This is a genomic window from Pseudomonas sp. BGI-2 (assembly GCF_004310295.1).
Lineage (GTDB): Bacteria > Pseudomonadota > Gammaproteobacteria > Pseudomonadales > Pseudomonadaceae > Aquipseudomonas.
This window is the reverse complement of sequence record NZ_SISB01000031.1, coordinates 1-13,995: the sequence shown is the minus strand read 5'-3', so window position 1 is coordinate 13,995 and position 13,995 is coordinate 1. Positions and strand designations below refer to the sequence as shown.

The window sequence follows — 13,995 nt, the reverse complement described above, 5'->3', positions numbered from 1 at the left end:
TGCCGGGTGATGCCGACCACCTCAGTTCACATGTATGTGGCGCGTATCGCCTGGAATGCCTATGACCCGCTTCGCTGTTGTCGGTTTGTTAACGTTGCTTTCAGGTTGCGCCAGTGCGCCTGCACCCGTGGCCAAGGCACCCTCAATGACGGTGGAGGAAGTGCTCAAGGAGCCGCTGCTGCCCAACTCGATAATACGCGATGGGGAGATGCTCAGCTTTCAGGTGAGCATTCCCGCGCGAGACCTGAAAACCACGCAATCGACGTTGCAGATACAAGCAAGCTGCGACGCCACCCACGCAAGCCTGATGTTCATGCAGACAACATTTGTCTCCAGCACACGACCACTATTTCGCAAGTTGGCAATGAACAACCCGTTGTCCCCGGCACTGGCGGCAATTCTGGCGCAGAACCCGAGCTTCACCACCGCCTGCGCTCAGACCTCCCCATCGGACTGGCGGATTGTTTCGGCAAGCGGCGCGGAACGCCGACTGGTGATCGACCGCAACAGCATCAAGGTCGAAGGACCTTCCCGACTGTTCTGGGGCGCGATTGATGAGCCAGCCCTTCTGACCGATGCCGATTACAAAGTGCTGTTTGGTCAAACCCGCAACCGTTATCAGGTCGATTGCACGCGCCAGACCTACCGAGTGTTGAGCGTTTTCAAACTGGACGAAAAAGACCAGATCGCCCGGGGAACGTTGCTCTCCGACAGCGCGGAAAAAACCTTCGGGCAAAGTGCTGACGTCCGCGATTTGCTGAATGCTGCCTGCACGCCGACACAGCAACTCTCGACGCTGGCCCTCTACTCGCCCCGCAGCAAAGTCGCGCTGTCTTATGAGTCCGGCCCCGTTAAAGCCGACGTGCTCAAGTCGATTGCCGATCTGAATCTGCCACCGCCGCAGAAGGCGATCAAACATCTCGTCCTCAAATCACACAATGCTGGCTACCTGGGCAGCGCGCCCTCGCAGAGCGAGCAACGCTATGAAACCGATCCACAGAGCGGGCAACTGCAATTGCAGTGGCCAGGCAAGGTGTCGGATACCCGTTCGGTCAACTTCAGAGGATTGCTGACCCTGCGCCTCGACAGCCATCACACCGACCGTCAATTACCGGTGTCGTATGCAGTCGATACTGAAAAACTGACGTTCACCGGCGACTGGCGAGCGATGGTTGTCGGTTCATCGTTGGGGTATCAGATCACCCAACAACGTCGCAGTACGCTTAAAGGCAACTCGGTTGATGTCGAGAGCGTTAACTGCGTGGTCGAGCGTCAGATCGAGGCTTCGCAGCTCAACTCATCGTTGCAGGGCAGCGCCAAGGAGTTGGGGTGCAAGCTTGAAGGTGGCGAGCTGAAAGCAACCGCCACGATGTACTACCTTCAGGATTATGGTTACTTCTTCCGGACTCGCTATCAAGTCGGGTGGATAACGGATGTGCGAACGAACCTGGTCAGCGTCGAGTGAAACACACGTCATAAAAAACCCGGCACATTGGCCGGGTCCTTTTTATCGTCTGTCATCGGATAAAGGGGTTGGCTCATCCGCTGGCGGTACATCCTCATCAGCGGCCGGATCCTTCCAGTCTTCAGGTCGATCAGTGTCTGCGGCAGCCGGGTCCAGCGAAGGGTCCCTGCCGGGCGGAGCATCCTGATCCAGCGTCGGCTCGTCGGTGCCGGGCATGGGTCTGGTAGGGTCGGTATTGGGTGTTCCACCCTGGAACATCGAGTCGTTAGCCATGACGCACCTCACTGATGAGGTCCAGCAAATCTGGGCCGTACTCGTTGGAAGCGAGCGCTCGAATGGCGTGCTATCGACTAGACAAACGGTCGTCAGGCACCGGCCGAAAACCGGTCTCGGCTGTTGGTCAGGTGCAGCCACATGGCGGCGCGCGCGGCGTCCGGGCCTTGCCTTTTGATCGCGTTGAGAATCGCCTCATGTTCCGCGTGTTCCGCAGCTTGAAAACTGAATGGATACCGACCACGGGCTACAAAACTGCTCAAGAAGCCCAACGCGATATCAGCCATTTCTTGATGCATCGGTACAACTGGATTCGGCCCCATCAATTCAACGGTGGGCTGGCGCCAGCTCGGGCCGAAGAAAAACTTAACGTCGTGTCCGGGATTAGTTGACCACTACAAAAGGAGCAAAGCGAATACCGGCCGAAAGCCGGTTGAGGGCTTCCCCTCAACCATAGAATCTCCCACAGAGGTGGGATTCGTCAGTTCATCTCGGTCGCTTGCAGCAGCCAATCCTTGAACATCGTCATTGCCGATGTCTCGGGGCGCGACTGCAAGCGGGTCAGCCAATAGCTGCCGGTGGTGATGCCGATGTCGAACGGTTGCTCGATCGCACCCGCCGCCAGTTGCCGGGCGAACATCAGCGGCGGCGCCAAGGCAATTCCGGCGCCCTGTAACGCGGCCTCCATCATGGCGAGCGAGGAGTCGAAGACGATGCTCTTGGGCGGCGGTGTATTGGCCGGCAACCCGGCGGCCAGAAACCACTCGGGCCACTCGTCCGTGCGGTAGGAGCGCAACAGCGTCTGCTTGAGCAAGTCGGCGGGCTCTTGCAACTGAGCGGCTATTAGAGGAACGCAGAGCACCGACAACGGCGCTTCAATCAGCTTTAAAGCCTCGATCCCGTGCCAGGCGCCGGCGCCAAATCGGATGGCGTAATCCAGCCCTTCGGCGGCCACGTCCACCCGGTTGTTGTTGGTCGACAGGCGCAAATCTATGTGCGGATGTTTCGACTGGAAGTCCGCCAGTCGCGGCAACAGCCAACCCACCGCAAACGTCCCCACGGCACCCACGGTGACCACTTCACGAAAATGCCCGCCCTCGAATCGCTCAAGGGTTTCGGCAATCCGGTCGAATGACTCGCGCAATACCGGCAGCAAGGTTTCGCCTTCACTGGTCAGCATCAAGCCGCGGGGCAAGCGTTTGAACAGCGTCACGTTAAGCTGGGCTTCTAGGCTTTTGACTTGATGACTGACCGCCGCCGGCGTAACGAACAACTCCACCGCCGCCCGCGTGAAGCTCAAATGGCGTGCGGAAGCCTCGAAGGCGCGCAATGCATTCAGCGGCAGATGAGGACGAATCATGCCTACTCCCAAATTTTTCTAATGGCTAACCCGAAATATCGTAGTTTGTCGATTGTCGCCCGACTGCCTAGATTTGGCGCGCCCGTCATCCGTCCGGTTCTGAATCCGTTCGGAGTGTAGCGGGTAAAGTAGTGACAACTCATGGAGAGTGGTTCCAACCATGTACAAATTTCATCTGCCAAGACTTGCGTCCTTTAGCGCTTTCGCTCTGTTGCTCGGTGCAAGTCACTGTATGGCCGCAACAAAATCCGACGATCAACTCGATGCCTTGGTGAAAGCCGCCATCGGGCCGGTCATGCAGGAACAAAATATCCCTGGCATCGCGGTCGCGATCACCCTGAATGGCCAGCAGCATTACTTTAACTACGGCGTGGCCTCGAAAGAGGACGGCAAAGCGGTCAGCAAGGACACGCTGTTCGAAATCGGTTCGGTGAGTAAAACCTTCGCCACTACGCTGACTGCCTACGCCCAGGCCAGCGGCAAACTGTCTTTGTCTGACCGGGCCAGCCAGGTTTGGCCAGCGTTGCGAGGCAGTGCGTTCGACACCATCAGCGTGTTGCAACTGGGCACTTACACCGCTGGAGGGCTGCCGCTGCAATTCCCCAATGAGGCCGATCATCCAGACAAAATGCTCGCCTACTTCAAACACTGGAAACCTGTATATGCAGCGGGCACCCACCGACAGTATTCAAACCCCAGCCTTGGGCTGTCCGGTTATCTGGCGGCCAAAAGCATGGGCCAGCCGTTCGATGAGTTGATGGAAAAAAACCTGCTGCCGAAACTTGGGCTCAAGCACACCTACCTCACCGTACCGCAGGATCAAATGGGGCTTTACGCCCAGGGTTACGGCAAGGATGGCAAACCGGTACGTGTGAGCCCGGGTGCGCTGGATTCAGAGGCGTATGGCGTGAAAACCAGCGCCGCGGATTTGCTTCGTTATGTTGAAGCCAACCTGAAACCGGCAACGCTGGAAAAGCCATTGCAGCAAGCGATTGCCCTCACCCACACCGGTTACTACACCGTGGGCGAGATGACGCAGGGGTTGGGTTGGGAGCTCTATAACTATCCGGTCAGCCTCGATACCTTGCTAAGTGGCAACTCGACGGAAATGGCGATGGAAGCTCATAAAGTCCAGTGGCTGAACCCGCCGCAACCTGCGAAAGACACGGCATGGTTCAACAAGACCGGGTCGACGGGTGGTTTCGGCGCTTATGTCGCGTTCGTGCCTTCGAAAGACATCGGCGTCGTGATTCTGGCGAACAAGAATTACCCGAACTCCGAGCGAATCAAGATTGCTCACAACATATTGAGTGCCTTGACCGAATAACTAAAAGCGACCCAAGTCTCTGTAGCAGCTGACGAGCCTGGGAGGTGTGGCGAGGGGATTTATCCCCGTTCGGCGGCGAAGCCGTCGTAATCCATTGGACGCGATGTGGCTGGAAAAACAGGGGCCGCTTCGCAGCCCAACGGGGATAAATCCCCTCGCCACACCTCGCAGGCTCGGCAGCTGCTGCAAAATACGCAGTGACACATAAAATGGGCGACCCCTTTGAGGTCGCCCATTTTCGTTATTACATCAGCTCAATGCCGAGTCGGCGGCTGAGCGTCAGGCGCATCGTTCCTCGGATCAAGATTGTCCCGAGCCTGATTCACCAACAACTCCGCAATTCCCGCCAACTGCTGAATCGCCCCCAGCACAATCCGGTTCGAGCCATCCAGCTTGCCGGCAAAAGTCACAATCACGGCATTCAGGGAAGCCAGGGTTTCGCTGGCCTGATGCAACAGGGTGATGGTGTCGACGCCGGGGGCGACGGTCAAGATCTGGCTGATCGGGACGGAACGCCTGGGCTTGCGCACACGAATGCTGGTGTCGCGCCCGGTCGTTTCGCCAAGGCGAACGAGCTTCAGGTGACTGGCATCGGTTGGGCGTTGCGCATCATTTTTGCCAAACTTCTTCATAGACGAGGCTCCTTTCTGGCCATTGGTATTGTTCGTCCCTGGATCCCTCAGTGTTGCGGACTCCCACGTCCTACCGCGAGTTTTGCGGTGGCTGACGAAGGCTAACGGTGCGCTCTGACAGAAACCAGTTCATGAAGTCCGACAGAACTTGCAGGAAATTTCCGAGGCCAATGAAATCAGTACATCCCCCCACGGTACACCCGGTTTTTTTTGTAGCAGCTGTCGAGCACGAAGCGGTCGCAATCCAGAGAATGCGGTTTGCCTGAAAGCAAGCAGTTGCAGGTTTTACGACTGCTGCGCAGCCGGACGCAGGCTGCGCCAGCTGCTACACGGGGATCTTCAATCGTCCGGCATTTCCGGGGGCTTGGTGGGTTTCGCCGGTTTAACCGGTTTTGCGCCCTTGGCGCCTTTGGCGGCCGGTTCGGCGACAACGGGCGTCGCGACCGTCGGTGGTGCGGCTTCTTTCTCGGTCGCTGGGAGGGCATCAATGGTGTCGAAGATTTTCTTCAAATCGACCGACTTTGATTCATCCCCCGAACTCTCGAACTTCTTCTCGCCGTCCTTGCCCACCAGGATGACTTTGGGCAACGCCCCCGCGCCGAGTTTCAGCGAGCGAATCAATGCCATGGTGTCCTGTGGGCCGAGGTCCTTGCCGTCGAGCTGACCGGACATGTTCAGCACCGTGTACACCCTGATATTGCGCTGGGCGATACCTTCCTTGTTGGCCGGATCGTTCAACGCATTTTTCAGGCCCACCCAGACGGGGTTAACGGTGTTCGGAGCAATCACAATCAGTGGCCGGGCCCTGCCCTTGTCTATGTCCAGAGGTGAGCCGTCTTCGGCGGCGAGCAAGGAGCCGGCGATAGCCAGCAAGGTAGTCAGGGTCAAAGACCTGATGAGCATGCGCATCTCCTTTTGATATCCACGCTCTAATGATTGCGCATCGCGGCGATCGTTCCGGGTGACGCACCGCGATTGTGTTCCGCCTTGACCCAAGCTTAGGTCAGGGCGGTCATTGCGCAACAGGTTGAGCTAATCTCATCGCTCATAACGAGCCGTCTGATCCGCCGTGAGGACCCGCCATGAGCGCTCAGTTGAACCACACCATCGTCTGGTGCCGAGACAAGCAGATCTCGGCCCATTACCTCGCCGAGATCCTTGGCCTGCCCGGTCCCGAGCCGTTCGGGCCGATGCTGATCGTCAGGCTCGACAATGGCGTGTCGCTGGATTTCTACGACAACGACCCGCCGATCGCCTCCCAGCACTATGCGTTTCTGATCGGCGAGGATGATTTCGATGCGGCCTTCGCTCGCCTGCAAGCGCGCAAGCAGCCCTGGTGGGCTGACCCCGGCAAGCAACGGCCTAACGAAATCAACGATTACGGCGGTGGCCGGCGGGTTTATTTCGATGACCCGGACGGGCATCTGCTGGAGATTCTCACGCGTCCCTGAGGCAGGAAGCCGTGCCGGTTCAGAACGCCAGTTTGTAGCCGATCAGCACCAGCATCGTCGCCAGGCACGGGCGCAGCACTTCGTCGGAGATGCGACCGGTCAAGTGACTGCCCAAGTAAATCCCCGGCAGCGAACCGATCAGCAAGTAACCCAGCACATGCCAATCCATGTTGCCCATGCTCGCGTGGCCCAGGCCGGCGACCAGGGTCAGGGGGACGGCGTGGGCGATTTCGGTGCCGACGAGGCGCCGCGTCGGCAGCAGCGGATAGAGGATGAACAACGCCACGGTGCCGAGGGCGCCGGCACCAATGGAGGTCAGCGCGACCATGGTGCCCAGGACCAGGCCGGTGATGACCGTCAGGACATTCAGGCGCGAACCGCTGGGGTTGTACTGGCCGCCCGCACGTTTGTGGGCGAAATCGAGCAGGCGTTTCTTGAAGAAAATTGCCAGTGCCGTGGCAAACAATACGAAGCCCAGCGCCTGTTTGATGACGGCGTTCATCGCATCGGGTGAGGCCTGCAAACTGCTCAGAAACCACAGCGTCAGCGCTACCGCCGGCACACTGCCGAGGGTCAGCCAGCCGGTAATTGCCCAGTTGATGTTGTTGTTCTTGCGATGAACCAGCACACCGCTGGATTTGGTAATGGCCGCGTACAGCAAGTCGGTGCCCACCGCCGTGGCCGGGTTGATACCAAACCAGAGCAGAATCGGCGTCATCAACGAACCACCACCCACGCCGGTCATGCCGACGATGAAGCCCACGACCAATCCTGCAACCACCAACCCGAAGTTAACGAAATCCATTAACACGCCCGCACAAAACACATGAAAAAACTGGCCCGCAGCATAGCGATTTTTCTTATAACCACTTATATCGATGCGGACTATCGTTATTCCACAACACATCATTCACCCCTGTGTACCCAATTCCCCTGTGGGAGCGGGCTTGCTCGCGAAAGCGGACTTTCAGCCAACAGTTTTATTGAATGTTCGACCGCATTCGCGAGCAAGCCCGCTCCCACAAAGAGATCTGCTGTGTCAGTGAGTGTGGTGAGGTTGGTCTACTGCACCGGCAAGAAATTCAGAAACAGCAAACTCTGCGCATAGTTCAAGCCGATCCGCCGATAACGCTCGTCCAGCATCTGCGTCAGCAGGTCCAGCCGCGCGACGATTTTTCCGAACTCCACGGCAAAACTCAGGTTGCTGCCCTCCTCCGAAATTTCGTTGGAGAACAGCAAGGGCTCGCCGTTTTTATTTTGCCGCTGGCTCAGGATCCAGGTGGCTTTCTCGATGTTGCGGGCGGCGTTACTGACGAAGGTCGGGTTGATCGCATCGGTCATGTAGAACTCAAGGCGATTGCCGTGCGCGGTGACCAGCATGCTGCCGATGGCATAGATGAAGGCACCGACCCGGTCGCCGAGAAACTCCGGGCTCATGGCATAGCTCAGTGCCGCGAGGTCTTTCTTGCCGCCGAGGGTGGGCAGCGGCTGTTGTTGTTCGATGGCCAGGCGCACTTGCTTTCCGGCGGTGCGGGCGTCGAGGAAGCCGGACTTTTTCAACTCCTCCGGATTGCGCAGGTAGAGCTTGCTCATCAGCAAGTAGAGGCTGTCGAGGTTGTCGCGCATCGCCAGGGTCGCCATGCGGTCGACGCTGGTCTGGAGGAATTCCTGGGGCGTGCCTTCGCGGAACTGGCTGACGATGTCGCGGCCCTGTTGCTGGCTGCAACCGCTGGCGAAGAGCATCGACAGACTGGCCAGCAGCAGGCATTGACGACGTATTGATGACATGAAAAAGGGTAGAACTCGAGCCATGGGTGCTTGAACTTGGGCATTGGCCGACGGTGGGGATCACCGCAGGCTGGCCAAGGATAGAGCCGCCAAAGCTGAAAAAGTGCAGTGCCGACTGATCACCGGCCCCATTTTGTTGCAGCTGCGTTGTGGCGAGGGGATTTATCCCCGTTCGGCTGCGTCGCAGTCGTAAACCGATGAAAGCGGTTCACCTGAAAAACCACAGCGCCTGATTTCACGACTGCTTCGCAGCCGGACGGGGATAAATCCCCTCACCACAGCGTGCTGCTCGGCAGCTGCTACAAACCGGGTTATTTAGTCATACTTTTAATGGATTTTATTGAGCAACAAGCTATAAATCTTCTCCAGTCGAATATTTAGTATGACTACTAGATATTTTACTGCCCTATGAAAACAACAATAAGGAAGGTTTACCATGCTGCAATCCCGACACCTGCTCTCCGGCCTTGGACTGTCCCTGATGATCGCCACCCTCCCCACCCAAGCGGCTGGCCTGTCCAGCGAACACAAAGCGTTCGGCAAGACCAACGACGGCACACCCGTCGAGCAATACGTCTTGCGTAACAGCCATGGCCTGCAAGCCACGATCATTACTTACGGCGGCATTTTGCAGTCGCTGAAGGTGCCGGACAAAAACGGCAAGCTCGACGATGTGGTCCTGGGCTTTGACGATGTTCAGGGCTATCAGAGCGGCACGGCGTACTTTGGCGCGACCATCGGACGTTTCGGCAATCGCCTGGCCAACGGCGCGTTCGAGCTGGACGGAAAACGCTATCAGGTGCCGCTCAATGACGGTTCCAACTCGCTGCACGGCGGCCCGCAGGGGTTTGACAAGCACGTGTGGAAAGCCCAGCCGAGCAAAAGCAAGGACTCGGTGGGCGTGACCCTGACGTACCTATCGGTGGACGGTGAAATGGGGTTCCCCGGCAACCTCAAAACCGAGGTCACCTACAGCCTTACCGAGAACAATGAACTGCGCATCGAGTACAAGGCCAGCACCGATAAACCGACCGTGCTGAACCTGACCAACCACAGCTATTTCAACCTCGCCGGCGCGGGTAACGGTGATGTGTTGAAACAGCTCGTCACCCTGCATTCGACCCACTACACACCGGTCACCGCCAAGCTGATTCCAACCGGCGAACTGGCCCCGGTCGCCGGTACGCCGATGGACTTCACTCAACCCACCGCCATCGGCAAGCACATCAAGGCCGGTCACCCGCAACTGAAATTCGCCGAGCCAAAACAGGGTGGCTTCGATTTCAACTGGGCACTGGACGCCAAGGGCGACGTGGGCAAACTGGCCGCCGATGTCAGCGATCCACTCTCTGGGCGCCGCTTGCAGCTCTACACCACCGAACCCGGCGTGCAGTTCTACACCAGCAACTTCCTCGACGGCACGGTCAAGGGCAAGGGCGGCAAGGTCTATCCACATTGGGGCGCGTTCACGCTGGAGACTCAGCACTACCCTGACTCGCCGAACCAGCCGAACTTCCCGTCCACCCGACTCGACCCGGGCAAGACCTATACCCAGAACACAGTGCTGAAGTTTTCGGCCGACTAAACATCCGGCCACGACACAATCCGTGTAGCTGGCCTGTGGCGAGGGGATTTATCCCCGTTCGGCTGCGAAGCAGTCGTCAATCCTTCAAGCGCTGTACGTCTGAAGGAATGTAGGGGGCCGCTTCGCAGCCCAACGGGGATAAATCCCCTCGCCACAGGGCCGCTGCTACTCGCTACGGAACCACCGGGGTATTCTGCTGCCAACTAATGAACACTTATCGATTCGAACCAAGGAGGTTTTCATGCGGACCCTCGAATTGGCCGGCATCAACGTACCGGTCATCGGCCAAGGCACCTGGCGCATGGGCGAAGATCCCTCGCAACACTGTCAGGAAGTCGCCGCGCTGCGCCTGGGCATCGAGTTGGGCATGACCCTGATCGACACCGCCGAGATGTACGCCGAAGGCGGCACGGAGGAAGTGGTCGGCGAAGCCATCGCTGGTCTGCGCGACAAGGTCTTTCTGGTCAGCAAGGTCTACCCGCATAACGCCAGCCGCAAAGGCATCCCCCAGGCCTGCGAACGCAGCCTGCGGCGTCTGAATACCGATTACATCGATTTATACCTGCTGCATTGGCGAGGCCAGTATCCGCTTGAAGAAACCGTCGAAGCCTTCGAACGCCTGCGTGAAGATGGCAAGATCGGCCGTTGGGGCGTGTCCAACCTCGACGTCGAGGATCTGCAGGAATTGAACTCACCGGCCTGCGCCACCAATCAAGTGCTGTACAACCTGGAAGAGCGCGGCATCGAATTTGATCTGCTGCCATGGTGCCAACAGCATCAGCAGCCGTTAATGGCATACTGTCCCATCGGTCAGGGAGGAACGATGCTGGCCCATCCGGCGCTCAAACAGATTGCCGCCCGTCACGCGGTGACGCCAGCTCAGGTAGCACTGGCATGGATTCTGCGACAGACGGGCGTGATCGCCATCCCCAAAGCGGTCAAACCTGAACATGTGCAACTGAATGCGCAGGCCGCACAATTGCGGCTCGAAGACGAGGACCTGAAGGCGCTGGACCACGCGTTTCACGCGCCACAACGCAAGCACCGGTTGGCCATGGTCTGAGCCATCGCGGTTCTGTCAGAGGGCTTCTGCATGAGAAGCACTGATCAGCTCGACGCCTTTAATTTGCCGCGTTTTATCCAGGCTCAAGACCCGGTATTCGACCGGGTTCAAGAAGAGCTGCACGCTGGCCACAAACGCAGCCACTGGATGTGGTTCATCTTCCCGCAGTTCGCCGGGTTGGGTGGGAGCGAGATGTCCCGACACTTTGCCATTCGCTCCATCGAGGAGGCCGTGGCTTATCTGAATCATCCTCTGCTCGGTTCACGATTGCGCACCTGCACGCAACTGGTGCTGAACATCGAAAAGAGCTCGATTGCAGGCATATTCGGCCATCCCGACGATCTCAAGTTTCACTCATCCATGACCTTGTTCGCCCAAGTGGCCCCCGAAGACAACCTCTTCAATCAGGCACTGGATCAGTACTTCCACGGCATTCTGGATGACTGGACGCTGGTGTTGCTGGACTCAAAACAGGCCCAGTTGCCCACCAATCAAGGTTGAGAAGTCGTCGTCCACGAAGGGCAGAATCGCATCCGCCACCGGCTGCAGTTGTCGGGTGACGTAATGGTCGTAATCGATGGGCGCGCTGCGAATCTCCAGCGGCTCGGGCCCGACGACGCTGATCACGTAGCTGATCCAGCCGCCGTTCTGGTATTGCCGCGGGCGGCCCTGCTGATCGTTGTAGTCATCGGCGATCCGCGCCGCACGGACGTGGGGCGGCACGTTACGCTCATAGTCATCCAGGGTACGGCGCAGGCGCTTGCGGTAGATCAGGCGGTCATCGAACTCACCGGCCAGGGTTTTGCGCACGTAGTCGCGCACGTAGTCCTGATAGGGCTTGCGATAAAAAATACGCGAGTACAGCTCCTGCTGGAACTGCCGGGCCAGCGGCGACCAGTCGGTGCGCACGGTTTCCAGTCCCTTGTAGACCATTTCGTCGGTGCCATCGGCGCGGGTGACCAGCCCGGCGTAACGCTTCTTGCTGCCCTCCTCGGCACCGCGAATGGTCGGCATCAGAAAGCGTTTGTAGTGAGTCTCGAACTGCAACTCCAGGGCACTTTCCAGCCCGTATTCCTGCTGCACATGCTCGCGCCACCACTGGTTGACGTGGTCCACCAGCGCACGGCCGATCTGCGCGGCTTCCTCCTGGCCATGAGCGCGACGGAGCCAGACGAAGGTCGAGTCGGTGTCGCCGTAAATCACCGTGTGCCCCTGGGCTTCGATCAACTGCCGGGTGCGCAGCATGATCTCGTGGCCGCGCAAGGTGATGGACGAGGCCAGGCGCGTATCGAAGAAGCGACAGCCGCTGGAACCGAGCACGCCATAGAAGGCGTTCATGATGATCTTCAGCGCTTGCGACAGCGGCGCGTTGTGTTCGCGCTTGGCGGTCTCGCGACCTTCGGCAACCCGGGCGACGATCGCCGGCAGGCAATGCCGGGTTCTTGAAAAACGCGCGCCACGGAAACCCGGCACGGACTCGCTGTCGTCGGGATGCTGCAAGCCTTCGATCAGCCCGACCGGGTCGATCAGGAAGGTGCGGATAATCGACGGATAGAGGCTTTTGTAGTCGAGCACCAGCACCGACTCGTACAACCCCGGTTGCGAGTCCATGACAAAACCGCCGGGGCTGGCCTGCGCAGGCTTGTTCCCAAGATTCGGCGCCACGAAGCCCTGGCGGTGCATCAGCGGCATGTAAAGGTGGGTGAATGCCGCCACCGAACCGCCGCTGCGGTCTGCCGGCAAACCGGTGACGCTGGCGCGCTCCAGCAGGAAGGTCAGCAGTTCGGTCTTGGCGAAAATCCGCGTCACCAGTTCACAGTCCTTGAGGTTGTACTTGGCAAGCGCCGGTTTGTCCTCGGCGAACATGCGGTTGATTTCGTCCATGCGCTGGTACGGCGTGCTGATCGCCTTACCCTCGCCAAGCAGGGTTTGCGCGACGTTTTCCAGGCTGAACGAGGGGAAGCTCCAGGTCGCCGAGCGCAGCGATTCGATGCCATCGATGATCAACCGGCCGGCGGCCGAGGCGAAGTAATGGTTGCGGCTGCCGTGTTCGCGCCATTGCATTTCTTCGCCGCCACGCCCCAGTTTCAGCGGTACGCCCAGCTGCCGGGCGTGTTGATGCAACACGCGCAGGTCGAACTGCACGACGTTCCAGCCGATGATCGCGTCGGGGTCATGGCGGGCGAACCATTCGTTGAGCTTTTTCAGCAGCAGGGTTCTGGAGTCGCAGTATTCGAGCTGGAAATCCACCTCGCTGTCGTCGCCATTCGGCTGGCCAAGCATATAGACCTGGCGCTCGCCGCAACCTTCCAGGGCGATGGAGTACAACTCGCCCTGAGCGGTGGTTTCGATGTCCAGGGAGACCAGTCTGAGTTTAGGCCGATAGTCAGGGGCCGGTTTCATTTGTGCGTCGAGCAACAGCCCTTCGGCGCCTGGCGTGCCACCGAACAGGACGGGCGCGGTGATGAAGCGCTCCATCATGTAGCGTTCCGGCGGGCGCACGTCGGCTTCGAACATCTCGACGCCGGATTTGCGTAGCGCAGTTTCCAGGCGCATCAACTGACCGTGTTGCTGGCAATACAGGCCGAGCACCGGGCGGTGCTCGAAATCCTGAAGGGCCAATGGCTTTAGCTCGACATTTTTTTCGCCGCGCAAGACAGCCTCGGCCTGCTCGCGCTGGACTGCCGGGATGAAGGCTACCGACGGTTGATGAGGCAGGCGGATATGCTGGGGACCGATGTCGGTCGCCAGCCAGAACTCGACTTGGGTACCGGCCGGGGTGTCGCGCCAATGCCGGGTCAGGACGAAACCCTGCTGTAAATCCACCACTGCAACCTCAAGATTTGATTCAGGCGGCAATTCTACGCGTCATTGCGGGGGATAGCCCCATCGAGAGGTGGATGCACTCCCTGTGGGAGCGAGCCTGCTCGCGATATAGGTAGTCCGTTCCTTTCTCTTCCATACTGATATCGCTGGAAGTCAGTTGTCGGCGAGGAAGGAACATGCACCTGTGGGCTACGAATATGCTCGCGCAGCACTCGATGATTACGC

Annotated in this window: 13 protein-coding genes and 2 pseudogenes; 7 read left to right on the top strand and 8 right to left on the bottom strand. The window is 58.8% G+C overall.

Annotated elements, in window-relative coordinates:
• The first annotated feature begins 61 nt into the window (after window positions 1–61).
• Complete coding sequence (locus tag EYC95_RS20240) at window positions 62–1,465, top strand: surface-adhesin E family protein (protein WP_131061942.1); 1,404 nt, start codon at window positions 62–64, stop codon at window positions 1,463–1,465.
• Between the two features lie 42 nt (window positions 1,466–1,507).
• Here EYC95_RS20240 and EYC95_RS20235 read toward each other — a convergent pair whose 3' ends face one another.
• On the bottom strand, window positions 1,508–1,738 hold the full coding sequence (locus EYC95_RS20235) for a hypothetical protein (RefSeq protein WP_131061941.1): 231 nt from the start codon (window positions 1,736–1,738) through the stop codon (window positions 1,508–1,510).
• Between the two features lie 92 nt (window positions 1,739–1,830).
• Window positions 1,831–1,941, bottom strand: a pseudogene (locus EYC95_RS20230) (FCD domain-containing protein); the annotation flags it as partial.
• Here EYC95_RS20230 and EYC95_RS20225 point away from each other — a divergent pair.
• Window positions 1,924–2,130, top strand: a pseudogene (locus EYC95_RS20225) (integrase core domain-containing protein); the annotation flags it as partial. The pseudogenes EYC95_RS20230 and EYC95_RS20225 sit on opposite strands and share 18 nt — an antisense overlap.
• Window positions 2,131–2,219: 89 nt before the next feature.
• On the opposite strand, the gene EYC95_RS20220 reads toward EYC95_RS20225, so the two are convergent.
• Complete coding sequence (locus EYC95_RS20220; protein ID WP_131061940.1) at window positions 2,220–3,098, bottom strand: LysR family transcriptional regulator; 879 nt, start codon at window positions 3,096–3,098, stop codon at window positions 2,220–2,222.
• 160 nt (window positions 3,099–3,258) lie between these two features.
• Here EYC95_RS20220 and ampC point away from each other — a divergent pair, with 160 nt between their 5' ends.
• Window positions 3,259–4,425, top strand: a complete 1,167-nt coding sequence (gene ampC, locus EYC95_RS20215) for a class C beta-lactamase (RefSeq protein WP_131061939.1) — start codon at window positions 3,259–3,261, stop codon at window positions 4,423–4,425.
• Window positions 4,426–4,679: 254 nt separating this feature from the next.
• Here ampC and EYC95_RS20210 read toward each other — a convergent pair whose 3' ends face one another.
• Both EYC95_RS20210 and EYC95_RS20205 read right to left on the bottom strand, forming a co-directional pair.
• Entirely contained in the window at window positions 4,680–5,057 is a 378-nt protein-coding gene (locus EYC95_RS20210) for a DUF6124 family protein (RefSeq protein ID WP_131061938.1), read from the bottom strand.
• A gap of 339 nt (window positions 5,058–5,396) precedes the next feature.
• Window positions 5,397–5,960: a DUF4174 domain-containing protein gene (locus EYC95_RS20205; RefSeq protein WP_131061937.1), complete on the bottom strand. Its 564-nt coding sequence runs from the start codon at window positions 5,958–5,960 to the stop codon at window positions 5,397–5,399.
• Between the two features lie 179 nt (window positions 5,961–6,139).
• Here EYC95_RS20205 and EYC95_RS20200 point away from each other — a divergent pair, with 179 nt between their 5' ends.
• Window positions 6,140–6,508 (top strand): VOC family protein, encoded by a 369-nt coding sequence (locus EYC95_RS20200; RefSeq protein WP_131061936.1) that lies wholly within the window; start codon window positions 6,140–6,142, stop codon window positions 6,506–6,508.
• A 19-nt stretch (window positions 6,509–6,527) separates the two neighbouring features.
• Here EYC95_RS20200 and EYC95_RS20195 read toward each other — a convergent pair whose 3' ends face one another.
• Together EYC95_RS20195 and EYC95_RS20190 are read right to left on the bottom strand one after the other, a co-directional pair.
• Window positions 6,528–7,313 carry a sulfite exporter TauE/SafE family protein gene (locus EYC95_RS20195; protein ID WP_131061935.1) on the bottom strand — a complete coding sequence of 262 codons (786 nt, stop codon included), beginning with the start codon at window positions 7,311–7,313 and terminating at the stop codon, window positions 6,528–6,530.
• A 257-nt stretch (window positions 7,314–7,570) separates the two neighbouring features.
• Window positions 7,571–8,320, bottom strand: coding sequence for a hypothetical protein (locus EYC95_RS20190; RefSeq protein ID WP_131061934.1), 750 nt, complete (start codon window positions 8,318–8,320; stop codon window positions 7,571–7,573).
• Between the two features lie 412 nt (window positions 8,321–8,732).
• Between EYC95_RS20190 and EYC95_RS20185 the strand changes: the two genes are divergently transcribed.
• From EYC95_RS20185 to EYC95_RS20175, 3 genes are all read left to right on the top strand, one after another.
• Entirely contained in the window at window positions 8,733–9,881 is a 1,149-nt protein-coding gene (locus EYC95_RS20185) for an aldose epimerase family protein (RefSeq protein WP_131061933.1), read from the top strand.
• Between the two features lie 241 nt (window positions 9,882–10,122).
• Window positions 10,123–10,944, top strand: coding sequence for an aldo/keto reductase (locus tag EYC95_RS20180; RefSeq protein WP_131061932.1), 822 nt, complete (start codon window positions 10,123–10,125; stop codon window positions 10,942–10,944).
• A 30-nt stretch (window positions 10,945–10,974) separates the two neighbouring features.
• Window positions 10,975–11,445, top strand: a complete 471-nt coding sequence (locus EYC95_RS20175; protein WP_131061931.1) for a DUF1810 domain-containing protein — start codon at window positions 10,975–10,977, stop codon at window positions 11,443–11,445.
• Here the strand turns inward: EYC95_RS20175 and EYC95_RS20170 are convergent.
• On the bottom strand, window positions 11,410–13,770 hold the full coding sequence (locus EYC95_RS20170) for a DNA polymerase II (protein ID WP_165557482.1): 2,361 nt from the start codon (window positions 13,768–13,770) through the stop codon (window positions 11,410–11,412). The genes EYC95_RS20175 and EYC95_RS20170 overlap by 36 nt on opposite strands.
• Between the last annotated feature and the right edge of the window lie 225 nt (window positions 13,771–13,995).